Origin of the sequence: Campylobacter concisus (assembly GCF_002165785.1) — a bacterium.
Taxonomy (GTDB): domain Bacteria; phylum Campylobacterota; class Campylobacteria; order Campylobacterales; family Campylobacteraceae; genus Campylobacter_A; species Campylobacter_A concisus_W.
The window spans coordinates 242919-261922 of the sequence record NZ_NDYO01000006.1; the positions used below are offsets into that span (position 1 = coordinate 242919).

Sequence of the window (19004 nt, forward strand, 5' to 3'; positions counted from 1 at the left end):
ACGCAAGACGAATTCGGCAGAATGAGCGAATCTATTAACGAGAATATAGAAAAAGTCCTTAACGGCGTTAAAAAAGACAGCGCTTTAATAGACGAGATGAACGGTATAGCAAATCTCATGATAAAAGGACACATGGGGGCCAAGATTAACTCCGTACCTAATAATCCGGCTTTAGTTCAGTTAAAAGATCTACTAAATAAATTCTTTACTTCTATTTCCGAGAATTTAAAAGGAATAGCGGTAGTTTTAGCTTCTTACAATAAAAACGACTACACTCCTAGACTAGAACTAAAACCGGAGCTTGAAAGCGATCTAAGAGATATGATAGTAGGCCTTCAAAGCGCGGGCGACGCAGTAAGCAATATGCTAAGGGAAAATTTAAAAGAAGCTCAGGTTCTAGAAGAAAAAGCTAAAATCCTAGCAGAATCTATGAGAACCCTAACCGATGGAGCTCATAAACAAGCCGACTCTATCCAAGAAAGCGCAGCTGCTATAGAAGAGATGAGTAGTTCTATGAACGCCATTAGCCAAAAAGCTAGCGACGTAACAAGACAAAGCGAAGAGATTAAAAACATCATCGTTATTATTAGAGATATAGCAGATCAAACTAACCTACTTGCTCTAAATGCGGCTATCGAAGCGGCACGTGCTGGTGAACACGGCAGAGGCTTTGCCGTAGTTGCCGACGAGGTTAGAAAACTAGCAGAGCGAACTCAAAAATCACTTGGCGAGATCGAAGCTAACGCAAATGTTCTAGCTCAAAGCATCAACGAGATGAGTGAGAGCATCAGAGAGCAAAGCGAAGGCATAAATATGATAAACCAAAGTGTAAGTCAGATCGACAGTATTACAAAACAAAATATTAATATTGTTAGTACAACAAACGAGATTACTGACCAAATAGACGACATGGCCAAGACGATAGTAGCCGACGTTAGAAAGAATAAATTTTAATCTTAGACCGAATTTAGGGGTCTGTTTCCCCTAAATTCTAATTTTATCTCGCTGATTTTAACTACCTAAAATGAAAAAATAATTTAAAATTATTATTTAATGTATACATCACTATTTTGTAATTAATATTATTAAATACTATTTTATATAAAAAAATATACAATCGCATCTTAAAAATTTTTGTAAAAGGAAAGTAAATGCGATCAATTGCAAACAAAATATCTTTAATGCTTATACTGGCATTATTCATATCATTCTCGCTAATATCTTTAGCTAGCTATAACACAGCTCATGATAAAGCCATTGAGTTAGTAATACAAACTCAAAAGCAAATCTTAAAAGATGTGAAAATCACACTAAATAGCTTTTTTGATAACAATCAGTATGCTATAGAGAAAATGGCTGATACTCTTAGTAAAATAAGCGAGAAAAGTGATGGCTCGATGAATGCTGATGGTATAAATTTAGCTTTATCTCAAGCAAAAGCTATATCTGGAAAAGAGATCACTCTTGTTTACGCTGGATATGAGGATGGGGCTATGTTTAGATCAAATGGGCAAAATAAAGCTGGATATGATCCAAGAGTTAGAGGATGGTATAAACAAGCTAAAGCCGAGAATAAACCAATATATACTGATCCATACATGGCAGCTTCATTAAATGCGATGGTTATAACTTTTGCTGCACCTATTAAAAATATTGGAGTTACTGGTATAGATGCATCTATTGAGGAGTTGAGCAATAATATATCGCAAATCAGTAAGACTGAATACAGCTATGCTTTTGTTGCAGATCAAAATGGCAACATTATAATGCACCCAAATAAAGAATTAGTCGGCAAACCTCACGAGATCGCTAAAAGCCTGATAAAACAATATAATGAAAAGAAATTTGATGAAAATGGATTAATAGCATATAAAAATACAAAAGGCGAAGATGTCTATGCCTATATGCTAGAGTTAAATGATAAAGGTTGGTTGGCAATAACAGCAATGGATCAAAATATCTTTAGCTCGCATACTTTGCCTATTTTAAAAGTTCAAATTATTTTAGCCTTTATATTTATAGTTGTCTTGTCTGCGTTTGTATATTTCTTGCTAAAAAGATCGCTTAATCCGATTAAAACTATTACAGATGCTTTGGTTAGTTTCTTTAGATTTTTAAATTTTGAGATAAAAGAGCCAGTTGTTTCAAAGGTAGCAACAAAAGATGAATTTGGCGTAATGAGTAAACTAATAAATGATAATATTGCTAAAATTTTTGACAATGCCGATCAAGACTCTAGAGTGGTATCTCAATCTGTTGAGACTGCAAAGGCGATAGAAAATGGAAATCTAAAAGTAAGAATAGTAGATGTTCCAGCTAATCCAAAGCTAATCGAATTAAAAGATGTCTTAAATAAAATGCTAGATGTTTTGGAAAAAAGAGTCGGTAGCGATTTAAATATGATCCAAAAAACTTTTAATGATTTTAGAAATTCTGATTTTACTTCAAGAATTTTGGATGCCAAAGGCAATGTCGAACTAGTAACAAACGAGCTTGGCGAAGAGATAGCTAATATGCTTGCATTTAACCTAAAACAAGCACAATTTTTAGAAGAAAAAGCTAAAAATTTAGATGCATCAATGAAGCAAGTAACTCAAGGTGCTAGCACACAAGCAAATTCTCTCCAAGAAAGTGCTGCTGCGATCGAACAAATGAGTAGCTCAATGAGCGCAATTAGTCAAAAGACTGTAGATGTTATAAAACAATCTGAAGAGATTAAAAACATCATCGTTATTATTAGAGATATTGCAGATCAAACCAACCTACTTGCTCTAAACGCTGCTATCGAGGCAGCGCGTGCTGGTGAGCATGGACGAGGCTTTGCCGTAGTTGCCGATGAGGTTAGAAAACTAGCTGAGCGAACTCAAAAATCACTTGGTGAGATCGAAACTAATGCAAATATACTTACTCAAAGTATCAATGAGATGAGTGAGAGCATCAGAGAACAAAGCGAAGGCATAAATATGATAAATCAAAGCGTAAGTCAGATTGATAGCATTACAAAGCAAAATGTTGATATCGTGAGTTCAACAAATAAAATCACCGCCCAAATCGATGAAATGGCTAAGACAATAGTAGCTGATGTTAAAAAGAATAAATTTTAACCTTGCGGCTTGATATTTAAAATTTCATTAATATTTCATCCTCAAAATTTGAGGATGAAAATAACTCCTTTTTATCTCTAATCTTAAAATTATTTTTTGTTTTATAAATATAATAAAGTTTTTAAAAATAATCTAATATTTATAGCTTTATAGTGATATTGCTAGTTAAATTTTTATAGATTATATTTGCCGCAATGTAATGAAAATTATTAGAATTTATCCTTGCAATTATTGATATTTCAGTAAGGAGATAAAATTTTTAATAATACTTTATGTTACTTTTTTACTCAAATATTTAAAAACAATTTTACTTTGTTTTCTTTAGCTTTTTGATAACTACTCTAAAATTTTTAAATTTTATTAAATAGTATTTTCTTTTAAAATCGTACTTTGTGAGAAAATTAATATTTTTATGTAGAAAAATATTTACATTTTTAGCTTAAGTTTTTTGAAATTTTTGTAAATGTAAATCAGTTGTAAATAAGTTTTGCAAGGTTAATATCAATTAAATTTGTTTTAAATCTTTAAAGGAGAAAGAATGAATCGACGAGAATTCATAAAAAGTGCTGCGGCTAGTGCTGCTTGTGCTAGTGCTGGTATAGCTGTGCCAAGCTCGCTAAGTGCAGCAAGCGAAGCAGAAAAAGGCTGGCGTTGGGACAAAGCTGCCTGTAGATTTTGCGGAACTGGATGTGGCATCATGGTTGCAACCAAAGAGGGCAAGATAGTAGCTGTAAAAGGTGACCCAGAAGCGCCAGTAAACCGTGGTCTAAACTGTATCAAAGGCTACTTTAATGCTAAGATCATGTACGGCGAAGATAGAATAACTCATCCACTTTTACGTGTAAACGAAAAAGGAGAATTTGACAAAAAAGGCAAATTTAAGCAAGTAAGCTGGAAACAAGCATTTGATGTCATGGAGGCTCAGTTTAGAAAAGCATATGATGAACTAGGACCTCACGGTATCGGAGTTTTAGGTTCTGGTCAATATACTATTCCAGAAGGTTACGCTGCCGTTAAGCTTATAAAAGGTGGTTTTAGAAGTAATAGCATTGATCCAAACGCAAGACACTGTATGGCAAGTGCGGTTCTTGGCTTTATGCAAGTTTTTGGTATAGATGAGCCATCAGGCTGTTTTGATGATATCGAGCTAACTGATACTATCGTAGCTTGGGGCGCAAATATGGCTGAGATGCACCCGATCCTTTGGGCACGCGTAAGCGATAGAAAGCTTAGCGATCCTGATAGAGTAAAGGTCGTAAATTTAAGCACCTACTCAACTAGAACATCAAATTTAGCTGATATAGAGATCATCTTTGCTCCGTCATCTGACCTTGCTATCTGGAACTACATCGCTCGCGAGATAGTTTATAACCACCCAGAGATGATCGACGAAGAATTTGTTAAAAAGCACTGTGTCTTCACAGCTGGCCCAGTTGATATCGGATATGGCCTTCGTCCAGACATTCATCACAAAAAATATGCTCCAAGCGAGCTAGACACCGCTGCGACTGAGAAGTCAAAGGTACTAAGCGAGGCTGAGGGCGTTACGCTTTCTTATCTTGGCCTAAAAGCTGGCGATACACTTGAAAATAAAAATGCTGCAAAGGCTGGCGATCACTGGCAAATAACATTTGAAGAGTTTAAAAAAGCTCTTGATCCTTACACGCTTGACTTTACTGCAAAGGTGGCCAAGGGCGATCCAAACGAAGATATAGAAGAATTTAAGAAAAAACTAAAAGCACTTGCTGATCTTTATATCGAGAAAAATCGCAAAGTTGTAAGTTTCTGGACTATGGGCTTTAACCAACACCAGCGCGGTACATGGGTAAATGAGCAAGCTTATATGGTTCACTTCTTACTTGGCAAGCAAGCACTTCCAGGCTCAGGAGCATTTTCTCTAACTGGCCAACCAAGTGCATGTGGCACTGCAAGAGAGGTTGGAACATTTGTTCACCGCTTGCCAGCTGATATGGTTGTCGCCAATCCAAAACACAGAGAGACGACTGAAAAAATTTGGAAACTACCTGCTGGCACACTAAATGCCGTTCCAGGCTCACACTACGTAAAAATGATGCGTGATGTTGAAGATGGCAAGGTTAAATTTATCTGGGTTCAGGTAAATAACCCATGGCAAAATACTGCAAATGCAAACCACTGGATCAAAGCAGCTCGTGAGATGGATAACTTCATCGTCGTAAGCGACCCTTATCCAGGAATTTCTGCAAAAGTGGCTGACCTTATCCTACCAACTGCGATGATCTATGAAAAATGGGGCGCATACGGTAATGCTGAGAGAAGAACACAGCACTGGAGACAGCAAGTGCTTCCAGTTGGTGAAGCGATGCCTGATATTTGGCAAATGATGGAATTTAGCAAGCGCTTTAAGCTAAAAGACGTTTGGGGTGAGAAAAAACTAAACGACAAAGTGACGCTCCCAAATGTGCTTGAAGAGGCAAAAGCTATGGGATATAGCGAAGAAGATACGCTATTTGACGTGCTTTTTGCAAATGAAGAGGCTAAGAAATTTAGTGCAAACGATCCGATCATGGAAAACTACGACAACACAGAAGTCTTTGGCGACAGCAGAAAAGTGATCGGCTCAGATGGTAAAGAATTTAAAGGATATGGATTTTTCATCCATAAGTATCTTTGGGAAGAGTATAGAAAATTTGGCGTTGGCCACGGTCACGACCTAGCTGACTTTGACACTTACCACAGAGTAAGAGGTCTTAGATGGCCAGTTGTTGATGGTAAAGAGACTCAGTGGAGATTTAACACTAAATTTGACCCATACGCTAAAAAAGCTGCTCCAAATGATAAATTTGCATTCTACGGCAACAAAAACGCAGCCCTTCCAACAGGCGATCTAAAAGGCGTGAAAAATCAAGAGAAAACTCCTCTTGCAAACAAAGCAAAAATTTTCTTCCGCCCTTACATGGATCCATGCGAGATGCCAAGCAAAGACTATCCATTCTGGTTATGTACTGGTCGTGTGCTAGAGCACTGGCATACAGGTACGATGACTATGCGTGTTCCTGAGCTTTATAGAGCTGTTCCAGAGGCGCTTTGCTATATGCATGAAGATGATGCTAAAAATCTTGGCGTAATGCAAAATGAGATCGTTTGGGTCGAATCACGCCGTGGCAAGGTAAAAGCAAGAGTAGATCTAAAAGGTAGAAATAAGCCGCCAGTAGGTCTTGTTTATGTGCCTTTCTTTGACGAAAACGTATATATAAACAAAGTATGTCTTGACGCTACTTGCCCAATTTCAAAAGAGACTGATTATAAAAAGTGTGCGGTTAAAATTTACAAAGCATAGGTGAGCGATATGGGATTTTCAAGTAGGCGAGAGGCTTTAAAATTTGGAGCAAAAGTAGCGCTTTTGGCTCTTGGCGGAGGCTTTGTTTGGTCGCTTAGTGCCAAAGCTTCGCCACTTATGCTTCTTAGGCCTCCTGGTGCAAAAGAAGAGAAGCAATTTTTACAAAGCTGCATTAGGTGTGGGCTTTGCGTAGAGGCTTGTCCATTTGATACGCTAAAGCTCTCATCGCTAGAAGATGGCATAAGCATTGGAACGCCTTATTTTGAGCCTAGAAAAATTCCTTGCTATATGTGTGAAAATATCCCTTGTGTGCCAGCCTGTCCGACTGGAGCTTTGGACGTAAATTTAGTAAGCACAAAAGGCAAGCTTGATATAAATAAGGCCAAAATGGGCGTTGCAGTGGTCGATATGAAAAACTGTGTGGCATACTGGGGCATACAGTGCGATGCTTGCTATAGATCCTGTCCGCTCATAGATAAGGCCTTGTGTCTTGAGTATCGCCGCAACGAAAGGACGCAAAAGCATGCGTTTTTACTTCCAGTGGTCGATAGCGACATTTGCACTGGATGTGGCCTATGTGAGCGAGCCTGTATCACTAAAAAAGCGGCCATTACCGTGCTAAACCGCGATGCGGTGCTTGGCAAAGTAGGCGATAACTACGTTAAAGGCTGGATAAAAGAAGATGAAAGACGCATAGATGATGCAGACAGCAAAATAAAACTTGACATTAAAAAAGCGACTGATTATCTAAATGGTGGTGAGCTATGAAATTTTTAATCTTAAGACGAATAACTCAAATTTCTATCCTAGCGCTATTTATCCTAGGAAATTTTTATGGAGTTAAGATACTTAGCGGAAATTTAAGCTCATCTTTGCTTTTTGGAAAAATTCCACTAAGCGATCCATTTGCTTTGGTTCAAATTTTACTTGCAAGCTTTAGTGCTGGCATAAATGCAATTATTGGAGCTGGCATTATCTTTGCATTTTACGCACTGGTTGCTCCAAGAGCGTTTTGTTCGTGGATATGCCCGATAAATTTGCTAACTGATATCGCTTTTAAACTAAGAGAAAAATTTGGCTTTAAGGGCGAAAAAGTCTTAAATGTGAGTAAAAATTTACGTTATTACTTGCTGGCTCTTGCTCTTATATTAAGCCTTGCTTTATCTTATCCAGTATTTGAGAGCGTTAGCTATATTGGCATTATTCAGCGTGGCATTATTTACGGCTCAGCTAGTGCTTTAGGCATAGTGGTTGCGATCATTGCTTTTGATATGTTTGTGTTAAGGCGTGGTATTTGCTCGCACGTTTGTCCGCTTGGTGCCTTTTACGCCATCATCTCAAAATTTGCCCTAATTAGAGTAAAACATGATGCCCAGGCTTGCACAAAATGTATGAAATGCAAGCTTATTTGTCCAGAGATGCAAGTGCTTGACATGATCGGTAAAGAGAGCCGCTCGGTTAGCTCAAGCGAGTGCATAAGCTGTGGCAGGTGCATTGATGTTTGTGGAGACGGGGCATTGAAATTTAGTATTAGAAATTTAAGGAGAGAAAAATGAAAATAAAAATAATGATGCTTGGAGGATTGTGTGCTGCGTTTTTTGCGGCATGTACTTTTAATAATCCAAGTATTAGTGATTCGCAAATCGGCTTTAGAAATATCGATTTGCTAGACGATAAAGACGTTGTATTAAAAGATGTGAACTACACAAAAGAGCCAGCTGGCATGTCAAAGAAATTTGATAGGTCTTTTGAAAATGCACCACCATTTATCCCACACGATACTGAGGGTTTAGTGCCTATCACAAAGGATATGAATATGTGCGTAACCTGCCATATGCCTGAGTTTGCAAAAGATAGTGGAGCAACACCGATACCATCATCTCACCTTTATGACATCAGAAATAAAAAAGATCTTGCAGGCAAGCTTGATGATGAAAGATATAACTGCACAACATGCCACGTTGAGCAACAAAATGGTGTAACGCAGCTTGTTGGCAATAAATTTAAGCCTGACTTTAGAGATAAAAACGGCACTCATAAGTCAAACTTGCTAGATGTTTTAAACGATGGTGTTAAATAATGCAAAGCAGGCGAGAGCTTTTTAGTAAAATTTTGGGGGCAAAATCTGCTCCCAAATTTATAACTCCGCCTTTTTTTAGCGGTGAGTTTGACTGCGATGGATGCGATGCTAGCTGCGTAAACGCTTGTGAAAAAGAGCTTCTTAGCTTTGAAAATGAAAGGGTAGTTTTTAAAGTTAAAAAGCTGGGCTGTGACTTTTGCGAAGAGTGCGCAAAGGCTTGCGAGAGTCTTGGTAAGAAGACATTAAGCTTAAACTCACCAAAGAGTATAAATGCAAAAGTTAGCATCGATGTTTCTAGCTGTCTAGCATGGAACGATACGATCTGCTACAACTGCCTTGATGCTTGCAAATTTAAAGCAGTCGAATTTCTTGGCGTTTTTCGTCCTATTGTTAATCAAAACTGCGTAAGTTGCGGCGAGTGCTTTGATGTTTGCTTTAAAAATTCACTTCAAATGGAGGCCTTATGAGAGCTTTGTTTTTTATTTTTTGTCTATTAAATTTTATCTTTGCAAGCGAGATCACCACTCCATACAAGCAAATAGAGGCTAGTGCAAATGTGCTAAGCACAACGCTAATAAATGGCAAACTCTTTATCGCGACTGATGGAGGGACGGTTGAAATTTATGATCCTAAAGAGTCTAAATTTGAAGAGATCATTAAGATGGATGATATAAAAACCTACGTTAGTGATCATGAAAGACCAAAAATTTTAAGCATTGATGAAATTAATGGCAAAACTCTTATACTTAGCGAAGGTGACTATGCTACAAAGGCGCTTCATCTAAGAGAAAATGGGCAGATGAGAAGCATAAAAATGGATAATCAAGCGATAAAAAAGGCATTATTTTTAGATAATGAGCATGTTGCGCTTGCTTCAATTAGTAATGAAATTTACTTTTTAAACCTAAAAAATGGCGAAATTTATGATAGCTTTAAAATTTCAATTGCGATGCTTTCAGATATGGAGATAAGCGAAGATAGAAGCACGCTAGCTATCGCTTGCGAGAGTGGGAAGGTCTACTTTTATAACATAAAAGCTAAAAAAATGGATCAAATTTTAGATATTCATACAGACAATATCTACGACATCTCATATAAAAATGGCGTCATGATCAGCGGAGGCACCGACAGGATCGTGGGGATATTTTCAGCTGGAAGCCTAAAAAAGATAAATACCGGCTTTTTGGTCTATGGTGTTGGACTTAGCGATGATGGTAGAGTAGCGGCCTATATGAGTGATGAGATGAGTGATGTAAATTTAGTTGATAGCAAAAGCTTAGAAAATATCGCAATGCTAAAAACTGGGCAAAGTACGATAAATAGCATAGTTTTTATAAGCGACAATGAAGTCGTAACTTCAGCCTATGAGAATAAAATTTTGTTTTGGAGAATTAAATGAATATTTCAAGTTTGATAGTTTATACGGACAATAAAAATGAAAGTGTAAAAAATGAGATAAAAAAGCTAAAAGAGTGTGAAATAATAACCGACGCAGACGATAGAATCGTAGTGGTAGTTAGCTCAGATAGTATTGAAGATGAGATAAAAAATTTTAAAAAGATAGAAGCTATCAGTGGAGTAGTGAGCGTTGCGATGGTTTACAGCTATCAAGAAGATGCCGAAGAAAATAGGAAAAAACTAGAAGAAAATGGCAAGATAAGTGAAATTTTAACAAGTGATGAGGTAAAAGCTGAGGATATTACTTATGGTGGCAGCGTGCATCATAGAGTGAAATAGAAAAACTTAAATTTTTAGCTTTTGCATTATCATTAAAATTTATAGTGCAAAAGCCTACTTTTCGTACAAATCTTCTTAATAAATTCATTGCTAGTACTGCTTTCACTTAATCACAACTTTATTTGGCTTGTAGATTAAATTTATGTTCAAGGGTTAATAGATTTTGGGTGAAAAAATCACTCAGCGAGCATTAAAATCAAAAACATAACAAGTGAATTAATTTTAGTTTAGAAGATCTTGAGATGATATTTGCATAAAGAATTTTAGTAGGTCAGTTTTGGCTTACTAAATTTTCTCGCCTAAGGTCTATCTTTGATCAAATTTAATAAATTTTCTCCAATGTTTTCATTTGTTAGATTTGAAATTTCTTTATAAAAATTTCCTTTTTTGTCTATTAAGTATATTGAAGAGCTGTGGGCAACAGAGTAGCCCATGGCTGAGTTTTCAAGACGGACTTTTTGAAATTTTACACCATAGGTTTTTGCCACTTCTTTTAAGGCATTTAGTTTTAATCCATCAGCATCTTTATAGAAATTTTTTGCCATTAGAGTTAAATTTTCAGGAGTATCGCGTTCAGGATCAAGTGTAATAAAAAGTAACTCAAAGTCATCTCTTTTTAGTTTATTTAGCTCATCGCCAATCAAAGAGAGCGCAGTAGGGCAGACATCGGGGCAAAAAAGATAACCAAAATATATAACTTTGTACTTTCCGTCGTAATTTTTAAGACTTACTTCACCATTTTGTGAAAGTGCCTTAAAATCATACTTGTTTGGCTTTATTAGCAAAAGTGCAACACCTATACAAATTAAGATTATTATTAAGCCCCAAAATGCCTTTTTCATCGTTACCCTCTATAATTTTAGATCAAGATCTACAAAAAAACCAGTTTCTTTTTCGTCATCAAGCACTTTAAATCGATATCTCATAAGCTCAACAACACAAGCACTTAGCACTACTTGAGCAGTTAAGTTATCGCCTCTTGGTTCAAGTCTTGCTTTGATTGATCCCATATTCATATTTATTCCGTCTATCTCAAGACTTGGATTTTTTAGCCCTAAATTTTTACCGTTAATGATTTTAAAGCTAAAAGGCCTCATGGCATAAATAGGTCTTGGCGAGATGTCTATTTTTAGCTTTACGCCTTTAAATTCCATCTCACAAGATTTATTGTTTAGATCACATTTTAAAGGATCTAGCGATGTGTTTACATCGGCAAATTCAGGTGGATCTTCCTTGCTTGTTGTCATAAGCTTATAGCCTATCGAAAAAGCACCTAAAACAATAAAGATAAATGAAAAAATAATTATGATTTTTTTCATTATTTAAAGTTTTTAGTTACTCCGATATTATCAAGCTTTATGCTCTCGCCATTGCTAAATTTTAGCTCTAAATCAACTTTATCACCATCTTTTAATGGCTTGTTTAGATCCATAAGCATAATGTGTAAACCGCCAGGAGCTAGTTTTGTTTCGCCATTTTTTGGAATCACTGCATCTTCGATTTGAACCATAGCCATCATACCATCGTTCATTTTGTGGGTATGAATTTCTGTGCTTTTGCAAACGCTTGAGTGAGCACCAATAAGCTTTACATCAGAATTTGAAGCATTTTTTATATTCATAAAAATTGCACTATTGTTTGTGCCAGGTTTTGTATCTCTAGCTCTAACATTTTCTAGGCTGATATCAGCCGCCATAAGAGCAGAAGCTGCAAACATCGCACCAAAAACGATTTTTTTCATATTTTTCCTTTGTGATAAAATTAATAATGGTTTTCACATTATACATTTAGAACTACTTAATTTACCTTTAAAATCTAAAAATATAAATTTTTTAGGATATAATTACGGATTAAATTTTACTTTTTGGGATATTTCACTTGAAAAAAATTATATTTTTCTTCATCGCGTTATCGCCTTGTCTTTTTGCCCAAAATTACGAAGAAATTTACTTAAAAAATGGCTCAGCTGCTGTTATTGACGCCATTGAAAAAAATATTTTAAGTAAGGATTACTGGCTAAAAAAGCTTGAGGGCAAGGATGTAAGATATGGATATTATGACAATGAGATACTTCTAAGTGTAGTTGATAAAACTAAAAAGAAGCTTGAAGTGATCTCTTATAATGGTGGCATTACAAAAAAGCTTTTTAGCTCAAGCGTTATAGTTGGCAAAAATGGCGATAAGCTTCTTGAAGGCGATCTAAAAACACCGGTTGGAGTGTATCAGCTTACACGTAGATTTACGCCAAATGATAGATATCTTGGTCCACTTGCATTTTCGCTTTCATATCCAAATTTGCTTGATAAGCTTGCAAAGCGAAATGGTGGTGGCATTTGGATACATGGCTATCCGCTTGATGGTCAAAGGACAGATGAGCTAAAAACAAAAGGCTGCGTGGCTATGCAAAATGATACTTTGATGAAATTTGATGATGTTGTGGATCACAAAAAAACACTTGCATTTATTTATGAAGATAAGCGTCCAGAAGCTAGTGCAAAAGATATTGCAGTGATTATTTCTGGACTTTTGGGCTGGAAAAAGACATGGAGCGAGAGCGACATTGAAAACTATCTTAAATTCTATGATAAAAACTTTGAGCGATACGATGGTATGAGCTTGGAAAAATTTAAAAGTATGAAGCGTGCTATTTTTTCTAAAAAAGAGAAAAAACGCATTAGTTTTTCAAATTTTCTCATCACACCTTATCCAAATCTTAAAAACGATAGGCTTTTTCGTGTGAGTTTTTATGAGGATTATGTTTCAGATACACATAAATTTGCTGGGCAAAAGACGCTTTATGTGAAGCTTTACAACGATGATATGAAAATTTTTATAGAGGAGTAAAAGTGGAAAAATCTCAAGAAGTAAAAGAAAAAATCGAAAAAATTTTAGAGGCAAGAGCTGCTTTTTTTGCTGAGCTTGACCGCCAAGTTCCAAAGAAAGATGGTACTGATGTTTTTGATTTTAGCAAAGTAAAAGAGGCTGATCTGAAAGAAATTTACGCTAAATTTTATGCATTTGACTACAACGTAAGAAAACTTTTACCGGATGTTTATACTGCTTTTAATGTGAATTTTAATGTCTGAAATACGCCTAAATAAAGCTTCATACATCCATAACCTCACTCAAATTTGTACTAAAGCTGGTGGCAAAGAGAAAGTAATAGTTGTATTAAAAGACAATGCTTATGGTCATGGCGCAAGGCTTATTGCTGGTGAAGCTAAAAAATTTGGCATAGAAATTTGTGCCGTAAAAAGCGAGTTTGAGGCAAATGAAATTTCTGATATATTTGAAAATATTCTCATTCTCTCACATATCCCAACCGGAAATGAAAGTAGCAAATTTATTTATGCGATAAATGATATAGAGGCGCTTTTAAAGATAAAAGATGGCTCAAAAATCAACCTTGCAATTGACACTGGTATGCATAGAAATGGGCTTGATATTAGCGAGCTTGATTATGCCTTTGAAATTTTAACAAGAAGGAATTTAGAGCTTCTTGGAGCTTATACTCATTTTCGTGCAAGCGATGAGCTAAATGCTGATTATTTTGTACAAAGGGAAAATTTTAGGGCTACAAAAGAGAAAATTTTAGCTCTTTGCGATGAGTTTGGCATAAAAAAACCGATCTTTCACTCTCACAACTCAGCTGCGCTTGAAAGAGCAAGTGAAATCGATGATGATATGGTTCGCGTTGGCATCGCTCAGTATGGATACGCTCAGTTTGGTGATAGTTTGGGATTAAAGCCAGTGCTTTCACTATGGGCAAAAAGAGTTAGTAAGCGTATTTTAAAAAGTGGTCAAGGTGTTGGATATGGTGCTAAATTTAGCGCAAAAGAAGATATAAATGTAGCCACTTATGATCTTGGATATGGCGATGGATTGCTAAGATACAATGGCTGTGGTGAGCTAAGACTTGCCAATAACGAGCCAATACTAGGCAAAATTTCTATGGATAGCTTTAGTTGTAAAGATAGCGGCGAGTGGGTTTGTGTCTTTGAGGATGCAAATATTTGGGCGAAATTTTTTGATACGATAAGTTATGATATTTTAGTAAAGCTCTCGCCAAATATCACTAGAAAATTTATATAAAGGTAATATGTGAAAAAGATCGTTTTATTAGCTCTTGCTAGCCTTGCTTTTGGCGTACAAGAGAGTGAGTTTAAAATTTATGAGCAGATACTAAATCAGCTTGATACTAAGCAGATCCCAGCCTTTGTCGTCCAAACTGCAAAGCCAAATTTACCAAGCAGAGTCGATGAGATGATCACGCTAAAAGATGTAAGTAGCAGTGGGCTAAACATACATGGCGAGTTTGTCTTAAACGAGACCAAGACAAAGAGGATAAAAGGCTACAACAAAGCTCAAATTTTAGCTTTAAAAGATGAGTTTTATAAAAATGGAAAAGATGCACTTTGCAACTCAGGTATGGCAAGAGCTGTGCTAAATCGTGGTATCACGCTAAGTGGTAGTTACGGCTTTGAGGGTAGGCATTTTTTTGATATAAATTTGGATAAAAGTAGTTGCGAGTAGTCATTTTTTTACTGTTTTTTTACTCGCTTGCCCTGGCTCTTACGCCAGATATGGCAGCGAAAAATCACGCAACTTACTACAAAAAAAAGCTCCCATTTATCTGTACGCCAACACTGACGCTTAATGATATCTTAAATGTCGGCGACACGCTCATTTATAGATACGCCATCAAACACGCAAGAAAGCAAGAGATCAAAAAGCTTGAAGAAAAAGAGCTTTTAGAATTTATCGAAGCTATCAAAAAGGAAAATTTACGAACCGCTTGCAAAGATAAAGAGATCTTAAATATGCTAAGCATCGGTGTCACCTTGGATGAGCTTTTTTATTCAGAAAATGGTGAGCTTATTTTTGAGTACACTATAGAAGATCGCGACTGCAAGAAATTGCAGTGAAATTTGGGGCTAAATTTCAGTTTTTGGTTGTAAATTTGATCTTTTTGTAAAATTTAAAATTTCATTTACTCACAAGAATCTACTACTGATTTTAAGCCTCGCAAAGCTTGCCACTAAAATCAGAGCCTAAATTACTCACTCATGAAATTTAAAATTTTTGTAAATTTATAAATTTAAAGCCAAAAAAGATGGTAAAAAGAAGAAATTTAGCCCAAATTTTACTAGAACTAAATTTTCTACATGCCTCTTTTTATCTCTTGCTCAAGTCTTTCAAGCTCAGCGATCCTGTCACTGGTACTTGGATGCGTTCTAAAAAGTACGCCAAGCTTGTTAGTTAGCGAGCCAAATGGATTTACGATAAACATATGAGCACTTTGCTCGCTTGCGTTTTGCATGATGTAAGAATTTGAGTAGCTCTCAAGCTTTCTTAGAGCGCTTGCAAGCCACTCTGGATGTCCTGTTAGATAGGCTGCACCCTTGTCCGCCTTATACTCGCGCTCTCTTGAGATCGCCATTTGGATGATTGTGGCAGCTATTGGCATGAGTATAGCAAGTGCTAGCATAACGATGGCATTACCGCCACCTCTTCTTGAACTGCTACTCTGCCCAGCAATACTACCAACTTTAGCAAAATTTGCGACCATCGCGATAGCCCCAGCTAGTATGGCAGCGATTGAGCCAGTTAGGATGTCGTAGTGCCTTACATGGCTTAGCTCGTGAGCTAGCACGCCCTCGATCTCGTTTTCATTTAAAATTTTTAAAAGCCCCTCGGTTACTGCGACGGCTGCGTGGCTTGGATTTCTGCCTGTGGCAAAGGCATTTGGTGCCTCTTCTGGGATGATGTAAATTTTTGGCATAGGTAAATTTGCCTTTTGTGTGAGGCGAGATACGATCTCATAAAGCCCGTGAGCGTTACTCTCATCAACTGGGATAGCGTTATATCTTTTAAGCACCAGAGTATCACTAAAAAAATATGAAAAGATATTTGTGCCAGCCGCTATCAAAAAGGCGATCATCATGCCATGCTCGCCTCCAATATATCCGCCAACAGCGATGAAAATCAGCATTAAAGTAACCATTAAAAAAGCAGTTTTAAAAATTTCCATTTTTTGTCCTTATTTTTTTATAGCGTTTGGCAAGATCGCAGCGTCTATGTTAAATTTTGCAAGCTGTGCTAGCTCGCTTTCATCTTTTATCAAAACAGCTATAAGTGCGTCAAATAGATAACTCTCAGCAATCTTTGCTAAATCTTTTGCAGTATCAATATCTGCGATAATAAATTTTGCTCCAGCGGCGTTTGCGATGATAGCTTCGTTTATATTCGTCACAAAAACGCTAAAGTTTGCTCCAACTTCTAGTGCTCTTTTTATCAAATTTCTATCAAATTTAAAGAGATTTTGCCTACTGCTTGAAATTTCATCTTCGCTTTTGCAAAGATATAATGGCTCAAATTTGATCAGCTCATCACCCAAAATTTTCATCTCTCACCCTTTATGCACTCTTTGCAGATGTATTTTCCGTCTCTTAATACCATTTGATCGATGTCGCTAAAGACACCGCATTTGCTGCACTCTTCGAAGTTACTGGTGCTTATCTTGTCGCTTTTTTTTCTATTTTTAAAAAATATGATGTAAATCGCAACCAAAATCGCTACAAAAAGCAAGTATTTCAACGTTTCTCCCCTTGATTTTTGAGATTAAAATATATGTAGTTTCTGTTTTTTTCATTGTAAATTTGCGCGTCTATGCCTGAAATTTCATCCATGACACTAGAGCCTTTATAGATGAGAAATTTAGTATTCTCATCGTAAAAACCATCGCAAATTTTTATAAGCTCTTTTGTCTTACTAAGCGCCCTTGAGGTGATGAGATCAGCTATAAATTTATCTGCAAGCTCGATCTTTTGGCTATGAACTTCTAAATTTTCTATGCCAAGCTCGATTTTAACGAAGCTTAGAAATGATGACTTTTTGGATATCGGCTCAAAAAGGTACCACTTAGTACGTGGCATCGCAAGCGCTAAAAATATCGCTGGAAAGCCAGCCCCACTGCCTACATCTATCGCCGTTTTGGCACTTAGATCAAAAATTTCAAGCGGTCTAATGCTATCAAGCACCTGCTCGCTTATGTCTTTATAATTGCTTAAGCTATGAACTTTGTTAAATTTAGCAAAAATTTGAGCGTAAGCCTTTACTTTTTCGTCAAATTCAGCTGGCAAACAAAGCTCATTTTTCATCACAGGATGTGTCCCATTTGCTCTTTTTTGATCTTCAAGTAGCCTTCATTAAATTTATTTGGCTTGATGACGATAGGCACGCGTTTTACGATCTTTGCTAACTTTAAACCATGAAGTTTCAGTGGGTTGTTTGTGAGTAAATTTATCTCTTTTATGCCGTAGTGATTTAGGATAAAATCAACCACTTCGTATGTTCTCTCATCAGCCTTAAAACCTAGCTGGTGATTGGCTTCTATCGTGTCAAGGCCCTTATCTTGAAGGCTATAAGCGTTTATCTTGTTTAAAAGTCCGATATTTCTGCCCTCTTGACGAAGGTAGATGACCATGCCGCCATTTTCTTCGATATATTTTAGGCTCGCTTCAAGCTGGTCACGGCAGTCACATTTTAGGCTTCCGATCGCATCGCCAGTTAGGCATTCGGAGTGAATTCTAAGGTTTACGACTTCATTTAGTGGTTCTTTGAAGATAGCTAAATGTTCTTTTGCTCCTTCTTTGAAAGCTTGAACCTTGTAGGCCCCAAATCTTGAAGGTAGATTTGCTACATTTGAAATTTCTATTTTCATTTTAAATTTACTCCAACTATGCTAAACTAGCTAAAAATCAAGCATTTTAACAAAGAAAAGGCAAAAATATGTTTAAACGTTTTAGAAGATTGAGAATAAATCCAGCCCTAAGAGATATGGTAAGAGAGACGAGCCTTAGTGTAAATGACTTTATCTATCCGCTATTTGTAGTCGAGGGCAGGGGTATTAAAAATGAAATTTCTTCGATGCCAGGCGTTTATCAAATGAGTATCGATGAAATTTTAAAAGAGTGCGAAGAGATAGTAAATTTGGGGATAAAATCTATCATTTTATTTGGTATCCCAAGCCTAAAAGATAGTGTTGGCAGCGACGCACTAAGTAATGATGGCATCATCGCAACAGCGCTTCGAGCTATAAAGGATAAATTTCCAAATTTATTTGTCATCACAGATCTTTGCTTTTGCGAGTACACAGACCATGGCCACTGCGGTATAATCGATCACGTGCACAACACCATCGACAACGACGCAACGCTTGAAATTTCAGCCAAACAAGCCTTGATACACGCTCAAAATGGCACTGATATGATCGCACCAAGCGGTATGATGGATGGTATCATCGCAACGCTAAGAGAGGCGCTTGATAGCAATGGCTATGAAAATTTACCAGTGATGGCGTACTCAACCAAATTTGCCTCAGCATACTACGGGCCATTTCGTGACGTAGCGCAAAGCGCACCAAGCTTTGGCGATAGAAAGAGCTACCAAATGGACAGCGCAAACCGCTTGGAGGCGATCAACGAGAGCTTGCAAGACGAGGCGCAAGGCGCTGATATCTTGATGGTAAAGCCAGCGCTTGCCTATCTTGACATCGTTAGAGAGCTAAGAAATTTGACACTTCTGCCACTTTGCGTCTATAACGTAAGCGGCGAGTACGCACTGCTAAAGGCTGGCGCAAAAGCTGGCATCATCGACTATGAGCGCGTTATGATGGAGACATTAATCGGCTTTAAAAGAGCGGGAGCAAATTTGATCATCACCTATCACGCAAAAGAAGCGGCTAAAATTTTAAGGGGCTAAG

23 protein-coding genes and 1 pseudogene are annotated in these 19004 nt (G+C 36.9%); 16 read left to right on the forward strand and 8 right to left on the reverse strand.

Annotated features, from left to right (window positions below; genetic code table 11):
• Positions 1-513: 513 nt before the first annotated feature.
• The 10 genes and pseudogenes from B9N62_RS11040 to B9N62_RS06030 all read left to right on the forward strand — a co-directional run bounded on the left by B9N62_RS11040 (position 514) and on the right by B9N62_RS06030 (position 10240).
• On the forward strand, positions 514-954 hold the full coding sequence (locus B9N62_RS11040) for a methyl-accepting chemotaxis protein (RefSeq protein ID WP_374188112.1): 441 nt from the start codon (positions 514-516) through the stop codon (positions 952-954).
• A 227-nt stretch (positions 955-1181) separates the two neighbouring features.
• Positions 1182-1922, forward strand: a pseudogene (locus B9N62_RS11085) (cache domain-containing protein); the annotation flags it as partial.
• Positions 1923-2663: 741 nt separating this feature from the next.
• On the forward strand, positions 2664-3104 hold the full coding sequence (locus B9N62_RS11090) for a methyl-accepting chemotaxis protein (RefSeq protein ID WP_410002893.1): 441 nt from the start codon (positions 2664-2666) through the stop codon (positions 3102-3104).
• A gap of 538 nt (positions 3105-3642) precedes the next feature.
• Entirely contained in the window at positions 3643-6423 is a 2781-nt protein-coding gene (napA, locus tag B9N62_RS06000) for a nitrate reductase catalytic subunit NapA (protein WP_087584787.1), read from the forward strand.
• 9 nt (positions 6424-6432) lie between these two features.
• Positions 6433-7191 (forward strand): ferredoxin-type protein NapG, encoded by a 759-nt coding sequence (gene napG / locus B9N62_RS06005; protein ID WP_087584788.1) that lies wholly within the window; start codon positions 6433-6435, stop codon positions 7189-7191.
• A complete protein-coding gene (gene napH / locus B9N62_RS06010; protein ID WP_087584789.1) occupies positions 7188-7979 on the forward strand; it encodes a quinol dehydrogenase ferredoxin subunit NapH in 792 nt (263 codons plus the stop codon). Before napG ends, napH begins: the two co-directional genes overlap by 4 nt.
• On the forward strand, positions 7976-8503 hold the full coding sequence (locus B9N62_RS06015; protein ID WP_072594841.1) for a nitrate reductase cytochrome c-type subunit: 528 nt from the start codon (positions 7976-7978) through the stop codon (positions 8501-8503). The genes napH and B9N62_RS06015 overlap by 4 nt, the downstream gene beginning before the upstream one ends.
• On the forward strand, positions 8503-8970 hold the full coding sequence (locus B9N62_RS06020) for a 4Fe-4S ferredoxin (RefSeq protein WP_085657577.1): 468 nt from the start codon (positions 8503-8505) through the stop codon (positions 8968-8970). Before B9N62_RS06015 ends, B9N62_RS06020 begins: the two co-directional genes overlap by 1 nt.
• Positions 8967-9902, forward strand: a complete 936-nt coding sequence (locus B9N62_RS06025) for a WD40 repeat domain-containing protein (protein ID WP_087584790.1) — start codon at positions 8967-8969, stop codon at positions 9900-9902. The genes B9N62_RS06020 and B9N62_RS06025 overlap by 4 nt, the downstream gene beginning before the upstream one ends.
• Positions 9899-10240, forward strand: a complete 342-nt coding sequence (locus tag B9N62_RS06030; protein WP_072594844.1) for a chaperone NapD — start codon at positions 9899-9901, stop codon at positions 10238-10240. Before B9N62_RS06025 ends, B9N62_RS06030 begins: the two co-directional genes overlap by 4 nt.
• A gap of 299 nt (positions 10241-10539) precedes the next feature.
• On the opposite strand, the gene B9N62_RS06035 is transcribed toward B9N62_RS06030, so the two are convergent.
• The 3 genes from B9N62_RS06035 to B9N62_RS06045 form a co-directional block, all read right to left on the reverse strand.
• Positions 10540-11082, reverse strand: a complete 543-nt coding sequence (locus B9N62_RS06035; RefSeq protein ID WP_054196383.1) for an SCO family protein — start codon at positions 11080-11082, stop codon at positions 10540-10542.
• Positions 11083-11091: 9 nt separating this feature from the next.
• On the reverse strand, positions 11092-11487 hold the full coding sequence (locus B9N62_RS06040; protein ID WP_021090968.1) for a hypothetical protein: 396 nt from the start codon (positions 11485-11487) through the stop codon (positions 11092-11094).
• Between the two features lie 71 nt (positions 11488-11558).
• Entirely contained in the window at positions 11559-11981 is a 423-nt protein-coding gene (locus tag B9N62_RS06045; RefSeq protein WP_087584791.1) for a copper chaperone PCu(A)C, read from the reverse strand.
• Between the two features lie 137 nt (positions 11982-12118).
• On the opposite strand from B9N62_RS06045, the gene B9N62_RS06050 reads away from it, so the two are divergent.
• From B9N62_RS06050 to B9N62_RS06070, 5 genes are read left to right on the forward strand one after another with little or no spacing between them, the layout of a single operon-like run.
• Positions 12119-13084 (forward strand): L,D-transpeptidase family protein, encoded by a 966-nt coding sequence (locus B9N62_RS06050; RefSeq protein ID WP_021090919.1) that lies wholly within the window; start codon positions 12119-12121, stop codon positions 13082-13084.
• 2 nt (positions 13085-13086) lie between these two features.
• Positions 13087-13326: a CmeU family protein gene (cmeU, locus tag B9N62_RS06055; RefSeq protein ID WP_021091016.1), complete on the forward strand. Its 240-nt coding sequence runs from the start codon at positions 13087-13089 to the stop codon at positions 13324-13326.
• A complete protein-coding gene (locus B9N62_RS06060) occupies positions 13319-14332 on the forward strand; it encodes an alanine racemase (protein ID WP_087584792.1) in 1014 nt (337 codons plus the stop codon). Before cmeU ends, B9N62_RS06060 begins: the two co-directional genes overlap by 8 nt.
• Before the next feature lie 9 nt (positions 14333-14341).
• Positions 14342-14773 carry a peptide deformylase gene (locus B9N62_RS06065; protein WP_087584793.1) on the forward strand — a complete coding sequence of 144 codons (432 nt, stop codon included), beginning with the start codon at positions 14342-14344 and terminating at the stop codon, positions 14771-14773.
• Positions 14764-15165: a flagellar protein FlaH gene (locus B9N62_RS06070; RefSeq protein ID WP_087584794.1), complete on the forward strand. Its 402-nt coding sequence runs from the start codon at positions 14764-14766 to the stop codon at positions 15163-15165. The genes B9N62_RS06065 and B9N62_RS06070 overlap by 10 nt, the downstream gene beginning before the upstream one ends.
• 236 nt (positions 15166-15401) lie before the next feature.
• Here B9N62_RS06070 and htpX read toward each other — a convergent pair whose 3' ends face one another.
• From htpX to ribA, 5 genes are read right to left on the reverse strand one after another with little or no spacing between them, the layout of a single operon-like run.
• Positions 15402-16271 carry a zinc metalloprotease HtpX gene (gene htpX, locus B9N62_RS06075; RefSeq protein WP_087584795.1) on the reverse strand — a complete coding sequence of 290 codons (870 nt, stop codon included), beginning with the start codon at positions 16269-16271 and terminating at the stop codon, positions 15402-15404.
• A gap of 9 nt (positions 16272-16280) precedes the next feature.
• Complete coding sequence (locus B9N62_RS06080) at positions 16281-16646, reverse strand: hypothetical protein (RefSeq protein WP_087584796.1); 366 nt, start codon at positions 16644-16646, stop codon at positions 16281-16283.
• Positions 16643-16837 (reverse strand): hypothetical protein, encoded by a 195-nt coding sequence (locus tag B9N62_RS06085; RefSeq protein ID WP_009294554.1) that lies wholly within the window; start codon positions 16835-16837, stop codon positions 16643-16645. Before B9N62_RS06085 ends, B9N62_RS06080 begins: the two co-directional genes overlap by 4 nt.
• Positions 16834-17400: a 16S rRNA (guanine(527)-N(7))-methyltransferase RsmG gene (rsmG, locus tag B9N62_RS06090; RefSeq protein ID WP_087584797.1), complete on the reverse strand. Its 567-nt coding sequence runs from the start codon at positions 17398-17400 to the stop codon at positions 16834-16836. Before rsmG ends, B9N62_RS06085 begins: the two co-directional genes overlap by 4 nt.
• Entirely contained in the window at positions 17400-17963 is a 564-nt protein-coding gene (gene ribA, locus B9N62_RS06095; RefSeq protein ID WP_087584798.1) for a GTP cyclohydrolase II, read from the reverse strand. The genes rsmG and ribA overlap by 1 nt, the downstream gene beginning before the upstream one ends.
• A 68-nt stretch (positions 17964-18031) precedes the next feature.
• Between ribA and hemB the strand changes: the two genes are divergently transcribed.
• A complete protein-coding gene (gene hemB / locus B9N62_RS06100) occupies positions 18032-19003 on the forward strand; it encodes a porphobilinogen synthase (protein WP_087584799.1) in 972 nt (323 codons plus the stop codon).
• The last annotated feature ends 1 nt before the right edge of the window (position 19004 follow it).